The organism is Streptomyces sp. NPDC020597, from assembly GCF_044335095.1.
GTDB lineage: Bacteria > Actinomycetota > Actinomycetes > Streptomycetales > Streptomycetaceae > Streptomyces.
Genome location: NZ_JBIRUL010000019.1, coordinates 105,374 through 117,269, shown reverse-complemented (window position 1 = coordinate 117,269; position 11,896 = coordinate 105,374). Strand labels below are relative to the sequence as shown.

At 69.4% G+C, this 11,896-nt stretch carries 9 protein-coding genes; all 9 read right to left on the bottom strand.

Annotation, left to right across the window (positions count from 1 at the left end):
• Nucleotides 1–52 precede the first annotated feature (52 nt).
• The 9 genes from rodA to ACH4ZA_RS28145 all read right to left on the bottom strand — a co-directional run bounded on the left by rodA (nucleotide 53) and on the right by ACH4ZA_RS28145 (nucleotide 11,873).
• The gene (gene rodA / locus ACH4ZA_RS28185) at nucleotides 53–1,252 is read right to left on the bottom strand and encodes a rod shape-determining protein RodA (RefSeq protein WP_398432176.1); all 1,200 of its coding nucleotides are present in this window, start codon (nucleotides 1,250–1,252) and stop codon (nucleotides 53–55) included.
• Nucleotides 1,249–3,498 (bottom strand): penicillin-binding protein 2, encoded by a 2,250-nt coding sequence (gene mrdA, locus ACH4ZA_RS28180; protein WP_398432175.1) that lies wholly within the window; start codon nucleotides 3,496–3,498, stop codon nucleotides 1,249–1,251. The genes rodA and mrdA overlap by 4 nt, the downstream gene beginning before the upstream one ends.
• 142 nt (nucleotides 3,499–3,640) lie before the next feature.
• The gene (mreD, locus tag ACH4ZA_RS28175) at nucleotides 3,641–4,312 is read right to left on the bottom strand and encodes a rod shape-determining protein MreD (RefSeq protein WP_319279228.1); all 672 of its coding nucleotides are present in this window, start codon (nucleotides 4,310–4,312) and stop codon (nucleotides 3,641–3,643) included.
• A 15-nt stretch (nucleotides 4,313–4,327) separates the two neighbouring features.
• Nucleotides 4,328–5,266: a rod shape-determining protein MreC gene (gene mreC, locus ACH4ZA_RS28170; protein WP_319279227.1), complete on the bottom strand. Its 939-nt coding sequence runs from the start codon at nucleotides 5,264–5,266 to the stop codon at nucleotides 4,328–4,330.
• Between the two features lie 205 nt (nucleotides 5,267–5,471).
• Nucleotides 5,472–6,491: a rod shape-determining protein gene (locus ACH4ZA_RS28165; RefSeq protein WP_020127820.1), complete on the bottom strand. Its 1,020-nt coding sequence runs from the start codon at nucleotides 6,489–6,491 to the stop codon at nucleotides 5,472–5,474.
• Between the two features lie 230 nt (nucleotides 6,492–6,721).
• Nucleotides 6,722–7,135, bottom strand: coding sequence for a nucleoside-diphosphate kinase (gene ndk, locus ACH4ZA_RS28160; protein WP_107443950.1), 414 nt, complete (start codon nucleotides 7,133–7,135; stop codon nucleotides 6,722–6,724).
• A 106-nt stretch (nucleotides 7,136–7,241) separates the two neighbouring features.
• Nucleotides 7,242–7,607 carry a DUF4233 domain-containing protein gene (locus ACH4ZA_RS28155; protein ID WP_319279225.1) on the bottom strand — a complete coding sequence of 122 codons (366 nt, stop codon included), beginning with the start codon at nucleotides 7,605–7,607 and terminating at the stop codon, nucleotides 7,242–7,244.
• A gap of 8 nt (nucleotides 7,608–7,615) precedes the next feature.
• Nucleotides 7,616–9,148 carry a bifunctional folylpolyglutamate synthase/dihydrofolate synthase gene (locus tag ACH4ZA_RS28150; RefSeq protein WP_398432174.1) on the bottom strand — a complete coding sequence of 511 codons (1,533 nt, stop codon included), beginning with the start codon at nucleotides 9,146–9,148 and terminating at the stop codon, nucleotides 7,616–7,618.
• 100 nt (nucleotides 9,149–9,248) lie between these two features.
• Nucleotides 9,249–11,873, bottom strand: coding sequence for a valine--tRNA ligase (locus tag ACH4ZA_RS28145; protein ID WP_398432173.1), 2,625 nt, complete (start codon nucleotides 11,871–11,873; stop codon nucleotides 9,249–9,251).
• Between the last annotated feature and the right edge of the window lie 23 nt (nucleotides 11,874–11,896).

The following is an 11,896-nucleotide window of genomic DNA, read 5'->3' as shown; positions in this document are numbered from 1 at the left end:
GTACGGGCCCGGATGCCAACCCCACGCGGATGAACCGCGAGGTCTCCGCGATTTACGCGGACATCGGCCGCTGCACCCGGATGGACTGCAGCAGCCCCACGGCCACCCAGACGGCGAACATCGACGTGCCTCCGTAGGAGACGAAGGGCAGCGGCAGACCCGTCACGGGCATGATCCCCAGGGTCATCCCGATGTTCTCGAAGGACTGGAAGGCGAACCAGGCCACGATGCCCGCGGCGACGATCGTGCCGTACAGCTCCGTGGTCTCACGCGCTATGCGGCACGCGCGCCAGAGGACCACCCCGAGCAGGACGATGATCAGGCCCGCGCCCAGGAAGCCCAGCTCCTCGCCCGCGACGGTGAAGACGAAGTCCGTCTGCTGCTCCGGGACGAACTGGCCCGTCGTCTGGGAGCCGTGGAACAGACCGGCGCCGGAGAGACCTCCGGAACCGATCGCGATGCGGGCCTGGTTGGTGTTGTAGCCGACGCCCGCCGGGTCGAGGCTGGGGTTGGCGAAGGCGGCGAACCGGGCGATCTGATAGTCGTCCAGAATGTGCAGCTGCCACACGGCGACGGCGCCCGCCGCGCCCGCGCCGAGCAGTCCGAAGACCCAGCGGTTGGACGCCCCGGAGGCCAGCAGCACCCCGAGCACGATCATCACCATGACCATGACGGAGCCGAGGTCGGGCATCAGCATCACGACCAGCATGGGGACGGCCGCGAGTCCGAGGGACTGGAGCACCGTGCGCTGGTCGGGGTAGAGCTTGTCGCCCGCGTCGACCCGGGCCGCGAGCAGCATGGCCATGCCCAGGATGATCGTGATCTTCACGAACTCGGAGGGCTGGAGCGAGAAGCCGCCGCCGATGACGATCCAGGAGTGCGCGCCGTTGACCGTCGAGCCCAGCGGGGTCAGCACGGCCAGGATCCCGAGGAGCGAGAGGCCGTAGAGGACCGGCACCGCGTTGCGCAGGGAGCGGTGGCCGAGCCAGACCGTGCCGATCATCAGGCAGAGCCCGATGCCGGTGTTCATGAGATGCCGGATGAGGAAGTAGTACGGGTCGCCCTGGTTGATCTCGGTGCGGTTGCGGGTCGCCGAATAGACCAGGAGCGAGCCGATCAGTGACAGAGCGACCGCCGACGCCAGAATCGGCCAGTCCAGCCGCCGGGCCAGCGAGTCACGGGCGAACACCCGGGTCCAGCCGGCCCGCTCGGGCCCGTATCCGGAGACGGAGAAACCGTTCGCGCCGCTCATGTGCACATCCTCCGGCTTCCTCTCCTGCGCCGTCGCCTGCGGGTGTCGCGGTTGGGGTCGGTGTTCTGCTGGACGGTGGCCGCGGGCTGCGTCTCGTTCGGCTCCGGAGCGGTCTGCTGGCTGGCGCGCTGCTCCTTGGCCGGGTCCTTGGAGACCTTCGGGGACTTGATCGTGCCGTCCGCCTGGACCTTCGGCAGAGCGACCTGCGGGGTGGGCAGCAGGGCGTTCTTCTTGTCGATCTTGCCGTCGTCCGAGACGCCGTACATCGCGTTGTAGATGTGCCGCACGGCCTCACCGGAGGCGCCCGAACCGGTGCCGGCCTGGGCGATCGTCATGACGACCGTGTAGTCCTTGCTGTACGTGGCGAGCCAGGACGTCGTCTGCTTGCCGTAGACCTCCGCGGTACCGGTCTTGGCGTGCAGCGGGATCTCCTTCTGCGGCCAGCCGCCGAACTTCCAGGCGGCGGTACCGCGGGTGACCACGCCCTCCAGAGCGGCGTCCATGCCCTTGAGCGTGGCCTTGTCGACCGGCAGCCGGCCCTTGGGCCTGGGCTTGATCTCGTGGACCGTCTTGCCGTCGGCGCTGACGATGGCCTTGCCGATGGTCGGGGTGTACATCGTGCCGCCGTTGGCGAGCGCCCCGTAGATCACGGCCTCCTGGACCGGGGTGACGAGGGTGTCGCCCTGGCCGATGGAGTAGTTGATCGAGTCGCCCTCGCGCATCTTGTTGCCCTCGAGGCAGTTCTCGTACGCAATCATCTCGACGTAGGTGCCGCCCTTTTTGCCGTACTTGCACCAGGAGTCCTTGTTGGCCTTCCAGTAGGACTCCTTCCACTGACGGTCGGGGACGCGGCCGGTCACCTCGTTGGGCAGGTCGACGCCGGTCTCCTTGCCGAGGCCGAACTGGTGGGCCGCCTTGTAGAAGTAGTCCTTGGGCTCACCCTTCTTCGGGTTGATGCCGCCGTCCTTCTTCCACTCCCGGTCGGCGAGGCCGTAGAAGACGGTGTCGCAGGAGACCTCGAGGGCCCGGCCGAGCGAGATGGGGCCGAAGCTCTCCCCCTCGAAGTTCTTGAAGACCTGGCCGCCCACCGAGTACGAGCTGGTGCACGGGTAGCCGCCGTCCCACTCGTAGCCCGCCTCGACCGCGGCGGCCGTGGAGACCACCTTGAACGTCGAGCCGGGCGCCGACTGACCCTGTATGGCCCGGTTGATCAGCGGGTAGTCGGAGTTCTTGCCGGTGAGCTTCTTGTAGTCCTTGGCGGAGATGCCGCCGACCCAGACGTTGGGGTCGTAGGCCGGGGCGGACGCCATGGCGACCACCCGGCCGGTCTTGGCCTCCATCACCACGACCGCCCCGGAGTCGGCCTTGTAGTTCTCGCCGGTGATCTTGTCGAACGCCTGGCGGGCCACCTTCATCGCGTTGTTCAGCTCGTACTCGGCGACCCGCTGCACGCGGGCGTCGATGCTGGTGACGAGGTTGGCGCCGGGCTGTGCCTCGTCGGCCTCGGCCTCGCCGATGACGCGGCCGAGGTTGTCGACCTCGTAGCGGGTGACGCCGGCCTTGCCGCGCAGCTGCCTGTCGTACTGGCGCTCCAGGCCGGAGCGGCCGACCTGGTCGGAACGCAGGTAGGGCGAGTCGCTGTCCTGGGCCTTGGTGATCTCTTCGTCGGTGACCGGCGAGAGATAGCCGAGCACCTGGGCGGTGTTGGCGTTGCCGGGGGCCGCGTAACGACGCACGGCCTCGGGCTCGGCGGTGATGCCGGGGAAGTCCTCGGCACGCTCACGGATCTGGAGCGCCTGCTTGGCGGTCGCCTCGTCGGTGATGGGGATCGGCTGGTACGGCGAGCCGTTCCAACAGGGCTGGGGGGTCTGGGCGTCGCACAGCCGGACCTTCTGCGCGACCTCGTCCGGCTTCATGCCGAGGACGCCCGCGAGCTTGGCCAAAACCGCCTTGCCGTCGTCCTTCTGCTTCAGCAGGTCGGTGCGGGAGGCGGAGACCACGAGCCGTGTCTCGTTGTCCGCGAGGGGCACGCCGCGCGCGTCCAGGATCGAGCCGCGCACGGCGGGCTCGACGACCTGCTGGACGTGGTTGCCGGAGGCCTCCTTGGCGTACGCCGCGCCCTCGCGGATCTGGAGGTACCACAGGCGGCCGCCGAGGGTGCCCAGCAGGGAGAGGACGAGGATCTGGATCACGACGAGCCGGATCTGGACCCGTGGGGTCCGACCGGTCTCGGGGATGTTGGTCACTGCGGCTGCTCCCCCTCTCGGTGCGCGAACGTGTGTGCGCGGACGAATGATGAACGATCGGCCTGTGAGGCCTCGTTCCGCCTGGCCTTGCCCCGTTCGGGTGATTCCTGCACGGACGCGCTCCGCGCGCGGGCGCCGGCGCTCACAGCCGCTTGACCCCCTTGATGCGACCCGCCCGGGTCGCCCGTGATCTGGCCGCCTTCAACTTGAGTCCGCCGCGCTGCCCGCCGATCCGCAGGCCCGTCCCGGAGGAGAGCCAGCCGGAGGAGATGTCGGGGCTCTTGGCGGCGGAGTTGGTCTCCGCCAAGGGGTCGTTGTCGGCGCGCCGGGCGAGGAACATGATCGCGGGAACGACGAACGGGGCGAGCAGCAGGTCGTACAGCGCGGCCGTGAACAGCAGCCCGGTGAGGCCGACATGGCGGGCGGTGGTGTCCCCGACCAGGGCGCCGACCCCGGCGTACAACAGGGTGGAACCGATGGCGGCGCCGACCACGACGACCATCGGACCGGTGGCCGACTTGATCTGACCGGTCTCGGGCTTGACGAGCCCGGCGAGGTAGCCGATCACGCACAGCACGAGGGCGTAACGGCCGGCGGCGTGGTCCGCCGGGGGCGCCAGGTCGGCGAGCAGGCCGGCGCCGAAGCCGATGAGCGCGCCGCCGACGTGGCCGTACACCATGGCGAGGCCCAGGACGGTGAGCAGGAGCAGGTCGGGGACGGCCCCCGGGAGGTGGAGCCGGGCGAGGACGCTCACCTGGATCACCAGGGCGACCACGACCAGCGGAACGGAGAGCAGGATCCGGTTGACGCGCATGGGGGTTGTCAGCTCCTACTGCTGCTGGCCGTCTTCGGGTGCGTTCGCGCTCGGCGTGACCGTGACGGTCACCGTCGGCGTGGGGACCGGTTTGGGCTTCGAGGGGAGCACGGTGTCGCGCGGATCCTTCTTCGGGGCCTCGACGACGACGCCCACGATGTCGAGCTTGGTGAAGCTGACGTACGGCGTGACGTAGAGGGTGCGGGTGAGGTCGCCGCCGGAGGGGTCGACACGGGAGACGATGCCCACGGGGACGCCGGGCACGAAGGGCTTGTCGGCCTGCGAGCCGAAGGTGACCAGCCGGTCGCCCTTCTTCACGTCGGCCTTGCCGTTGAGGAGTTCGACGCGCAGCGGCCGGTCGCCCTGCCCGGAGGCGAAGCCGAGTTCGTCGGACGCCTCCATCCGGGTGCCGACGGTGAAGTCGGGGTCGTTGGCCAGGAGGACGGTCGCGGTGTTCGGGCCGACGGTGGTGACGCGTCCGACCAGCCCCTCCCCGTTGAGGACCGTCATGTCGCGCCTGACGCCGTCCTGAGCGCCGATGTCGATGGTGATGGTCCAGGAGAAGCCCTGGGCCGCTCCTATCGCGATGACCTCCGCGCCCTTGATGCCGTACTGGCCGGCGCCGGCGATCTTCAGCGTCTTGTCGAGCTGCGCCAGCCGGCTGCGGTTGCGGTCGTCGCTGCCGAGCTTCGCCTTGAGAGCCGCGTTCTCCTGCTCCAGATCGGTGAGCCGGTCATGGCGTTCGCCGGAGTCGCGGACGGCGGAGACGGCGTTGCCGACGGGATCCACCGCCGACGCCACGCCGTTCTCGATCGGGCCGAAGGCCGCGGCCGCGGCCTGCCGGGCGCCGTCGACCGGGGAGTCCTCCCCGCCGCGGATGTCCACCGTGATCAGCGCGAACGCGATGGCGATCAGCAGCACCAGGAGCAGCCGGCTCTCTCGTGTGTCCCTCACGTGCGGCGGCCGTGCCCTTCCTCGAGTGAAAAAACCAAGAACAGGAATCAGGAAGCAGGTGTCGGGTTTCCGGGAAACGACATCGGTAATTCGGGTAGCCCCGGGCCAGGATGGCCAAGGGCGCTTTGTCGGAGCTTATGCCTCTGGATCAACGATCCGCCGCACGAGAGGAGATCATCCCGTACGGCGGAATCGAAGCGTTACGTCATCTGCGCGGCGCGGCGTCCAGCACCTGCTGGAGCGCCTCGAACTCCTCGACGCACTTGCCGGAGCCGAGCGCCACGCTGTCCAGCGGGTCCTCCGCGATGTGGATGGGCATGCCGGTCTCCCGGCGCAGCCGCTCGTCCAGCCCGCGCAGCAGCGCTCCGCCGCCGGTCAGAACGATTCCGCGGTCCATGATGTCGCCGGACAGCTCCGGCGGACACTTGTCGAGCGTGGTCTTCACGGCGTCGACGATCGCGTTGACCGGTTCCTCGATCGCCTTGCGCACCTCGGCGGCCGAGATGACGACGGTCTTGGGCAGCCCGGAGACGAGGTCCCGGCCACGGATTTCGGTGTGCTGGTCGTCGTCGAGGTCGTACGCCGATCCGATCGTGATCTTGATCTGTTCGGCTGTCCGCTCACCGAGGAGGAGGCTGTACTCCTTCTTGATGTGCTGGATGATCGCGTTGTCCAGTTCATCGCCCGCCACGCGGATGGACTGGGCGGTGACGATGCCGCCGAGCGAGATGACCGCGACCTCCGTGGTGCCGCCGCCGATGTCCACCACCATGTTGCCCGTGGCCTCGTGGACCGGCAGGCCGGAGCCGATGGCCGCGGCCATGGGCTCCTCGATGATGTGCACCTGGCGCGCGCCGGCCTGCGTCGACGCCTCGATGACGGCACGGCGCTCGACGCCCGTGATGCCCGACGGCACGCAGACGACGACCCGCGGCCGAGCCAGATACCGCCGCTTGTGGATCTTCAGGATGAAGTAGCGGAGCATCCGCTCGGTGATCTCGAAGTCGGCGATCACGCCGTCCTTCAGCGGACGCACGGCAACGATGTTGCCGGGCGTGCGCCCGATCATCTTCTTCGCTTCGGCGCCGACCGCGAGGATGCCACCGGTGTTGGTGTTGATCGCGACGACGGACGGCTCGTTGAGTACGATCCCGCGACCCCTGACGTACACCAGCGTGTTGGCGGTCCCGAGGTCGACAGCCATGTCACGGCCGATGAACGACATTGAGTTCCCCATCAGGATTCGACTGGCCTTCCATGAGCTTTGAGGGCTTTTCAGGTCGGCGAGGTGGGTGCTGTGACGTGAAGGCTTCCATCGTAAACGCGCCTGCACGGACACTGCGGAGCGGTCTCCGCCATTGTTTGCAGATGCTGTGAGGGTTCGCTTCCGGAGACGGGCGTTCGGGGGCTCAGGTTCCCTCGATCGCCCGCTCGGCCGCCGCGAAGGCCCCCGGATCAGGCGCGACCGGGGAAGAAGATCTTCACCTCGCGCTCGGCGGACTCCTCGGAGTCGGAGGCGTGGATCAGGTTCTCGCGGACGATCACACCGTAGTCGCCGCGGATGGAGCCCGGTGCGGCGGCGATCGGGTCGGTCGGGCCGGCCAGCGCGCGCACGCCCTCGATGACCCGCTCGCCCTCGACGATCAGCGCGACGACCGGGCCGGAGGCCATGAACTGCACCAGCGGCTCGTAGAAGGGCTTGCCCTTGTGCTCGCCGTAGTGCTGCTCCAGCGTGTCCTGGTCCAGGGTGCGCAGCTCCAGCGCCGTGATCCGCCAGCCGGCCTTGCGCTCGATACGGCTGATGATCTCGCCGGTCAGGCCACGACGAACGGCGTCGGGCTTGAGCAGGACGAGGGTGCGCTGGCTCACGAGGTGACTCCTTCTACTACCGGTGTGCGGTGCCGATGCTCCGGCGCCGGGTGGCGGCGCCGGCGTGTGCGGTGGGATGAGGTTACAGGGCGGGTCCCGGCGTTTGTCACACAGCGTCAGCAGGGTCCGCGGAGGGGCCGGCCGCCTGCGCCGCGAAGCGGGCCTTCGCCTCGTCGACCTTTCTGCCGTAGTGCACCGACGCCCACCACAGGGCCCCGAAGAGCACTCCCATGAAGAACATGATCGGGACGAAGAACCCGGACGCGACGAGAGCGATCTGCAGCGCCCAGCCGAGGGCGATGCCGCCGGGCCGGGTGACCACACCGCACAGCAGCACGCTGAGGAGCATGGCGATGCCGCAGACCGTCCACACCGTGGACGTGGACAGGTCGGCGTCCTTCATGGCGACCAGGCCGGCGAAGCCGATGACGAAGAACTCACCGATCAGGGTCGACGAACAGAGCGTGCGCATGGTGGTCCTCAGCCCTTCCCGAGGAGCAGTCGGGCCTCGCCGACGGTGATGACGGAACCGGTGACGAGCACGCCGCCGCCGGCGAACTCGCCCTCCTCCTCGGCGAGCGTGATCGCCGCCTCGAGGGCGTCCGGCAGCCGGGGCTCGACCTGGACGCGGTCGTCGCCGAACACCTCGACGGCGATCGCGGCGAGCTCGTCGGCGTCCATCGCGCGATGGCTCGTGTTCTGGGTGACCACGACCTCGGCGAAGATCGGCTCGAAGGCCTCCAGCAGCCCCCGGACGTTCTTGTCCGCGCTGGCCCCGACCACGCCGATCAGCCGGGAGAAGTCGAAGGCCTCACCGACGGCCTCGGCGGTGGCGCGGGCGCCGGCCGGGTTGTGCGCGGCGTCCAGGACGACCGTCGGGGAGCGCCGGACGACCTCGAGGCGGCCCGGCGAGGACACCGCCGCGAACGCCTTGCGGACGGTGTCGATGTCGAGCGGTTCGGGCCGCTGGGAGCCGACGCCGAAGAACGCCTCGACGGCGGCGAGGGCGACGGCCGCGTTGTGCGCCTGGTAGGGGCCGTGCAGCGGCAGGTACACCTCGGGGTACTCGCCGCCCAGGCCGCGCAGGGTCACGAGCTGTCCGCCGACGGCGACCTGACGGGAGACCACCCCGAACTCCAGCCCTTCCCGGGCGACCGTGGCGTCGACCTCGACGGCCTTCCTCAGCAGCACCTGCGCCGCGTCGACGGGCTGCTGGGCGAGGATGACCGTGGCGTCCTGCTTGATGATCCCGCCCTTCTCCGCGGCGATCGCCCCGGGCGTCTCGCCGAGCCGGTCGGTGTGGTCGAGATCGATGGGCGTGACGACGGCGACATCGCCGTCGATCACGTTCGTGGCGTCCCACGAGCCGCCCATGCCGACCTCCACCACGGCGACGTCGACGGGGGCGTCGGCGAACGCGGCGTAGGCCATGCCGGTCAGCACCTCGAAGAACGACAGCCGGTACTCCTGCATGCCGTCGACCATCTCGACGTACGCCTTGATGTCGTCGTACGTCTCGATGAACCGCTCGGCGGAGAGAGGGGCTCCGTCCAGGCTGATCCGCTCGGTGATCGACTGGACGTGGGGGCTCGTGTAGCGGCCGGTGCGCAGTTCGAAGGAGCCGAGCAGCGCCTCGATCATGCGGGCGGTCGACGTCTTGCCGTTCGTCCCCGTGATGTGGATGGAGGGGTACGAGCGCTGCGGCTCGCCCAGCACGTCCATCAGCGCGGCGATGCGGTCGACGGAGGGCTCCAGCTTGGTCTCGCCCCAGCGGGTGGCCAGCTCGGCCTCGACCTCGCGCAGGGCCTTGTCGACCTCCGGGTCCGCGGGGCGCGCGGGCGTGTCGGACTGCGGCGCGCCGCCCTGGGTGCGCAGGGTGCGACTGCCGGCCTCGATGACCGCGAGGTCGGGGTCGCGGTCGGTCTCCTCGGCGATGATCTCGTCGAAGGGATCGAGGGGGTCGAAGGGGGCGGGCAGGTCGTCTGGGTTGCCGTTCGGGGGGAGCTCGCTCACGGGGCCAGTCTACGGACGGGCGGTGACAGACGTGGGCGGAGGTGGGCGAGGGCCCCCGGAAGCCGTACGGCTTCCGGGGGCCCTCGCCCGTTGCGGTGTCCTAGGCCTGCGGCAGACGCTCCAGCTGGGCCTGGATGCGGGCGATGTCCTCGTCCGCCTTGGCGAGCCGGGTGCGGATCTTGTCGACCACGTTGTCCGGGGCCTTCGCCAGGAACGCCTCGTTGCCGAGCTTGGCGACCGCCTGCGCCTTCTCCTTCTCGGCGGCCGCCAGGTCCTTGGCGAGCCGCTTGCGCTCCGCCGCCACGTCGATCGTGCCGGACAGGTCCAGCGCGACCGTGGCGCCCGCGACGGGCAGGGTCGCCGTGGCCGAGAAGCTCTCGCCCTCGGGCTGCAGGCGCAGCAGCTGCCGGATGGCGGCCTCGTGGGACGCCAGCGCCGTGCCGTCGAGCGTCAGGCGGGCGGGGACCCGCTGGCCCGGCTGGAGACCCTGGTCGGCACGGAATCGGCGGACCTCGGTGATGACCGACTGGAGGCTCTCGATCTCCCGCTCCGCGCCGGCGTCGCGGAAGCCCGAGTCGGTCGGCCACTCGGCGATGACGACGGACTCGCCGCCGGTCAGCGTCGTCCAGAGGGTCTCCGTCACGAACGGGACGATCGGGTGCAGCAGCTTCAGCGTGACGTCGAGGACCTCGCCGAGGACGCGGCCGGAGACCTTCGCCGGTTCCCCGCCGGCCATGAACGTCGTCTTGGACAGCTCGACGTACCAGTCGAAGACCTCGTCCCAGGCGAAGTGGAACAGCGCGTCCGAAAGCTTCGCGAACTGGTAGTCCTCGTAGAGCGCGTCGACCTCGGCGACCACGGAGTTGAGACGGGAGAGGATCCAGCGGTCGGCCGCGGACATCTGCGAGACGTCCGGTAGCGGGCCGTCGACCGTGGCGCCGTTCATCAGCGCAAAGCGCGTGGCGTTCCAGATCTTGTTGGCGAAGTTGCGCGAGCCCTGGACCCAGTCCTCGCCGATCGGGACGTCGACGCCGGGGTTGGCGCCGCGCGCGAGGGTGAACCGGAGCGCGTCGGAGCCGTACTTGTCCATCCAGTCCAGCGGGTTGACCGCGTTGCCGAAGGACTTCGACATCTTCTTGCCGAACTGGTCGCGGACCATTCCGTGCAGGGCGATGGTGTGGAACGGAGGCGTGCCGTCCATCGCGTAGAGGCCGAACATCATCATCCGGGCGACCCAGAAGAAGAGGATGTCGTAGCCGGTGACCAGGACGGAGTTCGGGTAGAACTTCGCGAGCGACTCGGTCTGCTCGGGCCAGCCGAGCGTGGAGAACGGCCACAGGCCGGAGGAGAACCAGGTGTCGAGGACGTCGGTGTCCTGCCGCCAGCCCTCGCCGGTCGGCGCCTCGTCGTCAGGACCGACGCAGACGACCTCGCCGTTCGGCCCGTACCAGACCGGGATGCGGTGGCCCCACCACAACTGCCGCGAGATGCACCAGTCGTGGAGGTTGTCGACCCAGTCGAAGTAGCGCTTCTCCATCTCCTGCGGGTGGATCTTGACGCGGCCGTCGCGGACGGCGTCGCCGGCGGCCTTCGCCAGCGGCCCGACCTTGACCCACCACTGCATGGACAGGCGCGGTTCGATGGTGGTCTTGCAGCGGGAGCAGTGGCCGACGGAGTGGACGTACGGGCGCTTCTCCGCGACGATCCGGCCCTCGGCGCGCAGGGCGGCGACGATGGCGGAGCGGGCCTCGAGCCGGTCCAGGCCCTGGAAGGGGCCGTGTGCGGTGATGACCGCGTGCTCGTCCATGACGGTGAGCGACGGCAGGTCGTGGCGCTGGCCGATCTCGAAGTCGTTCGGGTCGTGCGCCGGGGTCACCTTGACGGCGCCGGTGCCGAACTCGGGATCGACATGGGTGTCCGCGACGACCGGGATGGAACGGTCCGTCAGCGGCAGCCGGATCAGCTTGCCGATGAGGTGCTGGTAGCGCTCGTCGTCGGGGTGGACGGCGACGGCGGTGTCGCCGAGCATCGTCTCCGCGCGCGTGGTGGCGACGACGATCGTGTCGTCGCCCTCGCCGTACTTCATGGAGACGAGTTCGCCGTCGTCGTCCTGGTACTCGACCTCGATGTCCGAGATCGCCGTCAGACAGCGCGGACACCAGTTGATGATGCGCTCGGCGCGGTAGATCAGCTCGTCGTCGTAGAGCCGCTTGAAGATGGTCTGGACGGCCTGGGACAGACCCTCGTCCATGGTGAAGCGCTCACGGGACCACGCGACGCCGTCGCCGAGGCGGCGCATCTGGCCGCTGATCTGGCCGCCGGACTCGCCCTTCCACTGCCAGACGCGCTCGACGAACGCCTCACGGCCGAGGTCGTGACGGGACTTGCCCTCCTTGCCCAGTTCACGCTCGACGACGTTCTGGGTGGCGATGCCGGCGTGGTCCATGCCGGGCTGCCAGAGCGTCTCGAAGCCCTGCATGCGCTTGCGGCGGGTGAGGGCGTCGATGAGCGTGTGCTCGAAGGCGTGCCCGAGGTGCAGGCTGCCGGTGACGTTCGGCGGGGGGATGACGATGGTGTACGGAGGCTTCTCGCTCTTGGCGTCCGCCTCGAAGTAGCCCCGCTCCACCCAGCGCTCGTACAGCGGCCCCTCTACATCGGCCGGCGCGTACTGGGTCGGCAGTTCGGTGTGGGGCGCTGATGGCTGCTGCTGAGCGTTCTCGGTCACGCGCCCAGTTTAGGGGTGTCACG

Excerpts from the sequence above, each read along its gene's own strand:
- rodA (WP_398432176.1), bottom strand. The coding sequence starts at position 1,252 with ATGAGCGGCGCGAACGGTTTCTCCGTCTCCGGATACGGGCCCGAGCGG.
- ACH4ZA_RS28165 (WP_020127820.1), bottom strand. The coding sequence starts at position 6,491 with ATGTCGTTCATCGGCCGTGACATGGCTGTCGACCTCGGGACCGCCAAC.
- ACH4ZA_RS28155 (WP_319279225.1), bottom strand. The coding sequence starts at position 7,607 with ATGCGCACGCTCTGTTCGTCGACCCTGATCGGTGAGTTCTTCGTCATC.
- mreD (WP_319279228.1), bottom strand. The coding sequence starts at position 4,312 with ATGCGCGTCAACCGGATCCTGCTCTCCGTTCCGCTGGTCGTGGTCGCC.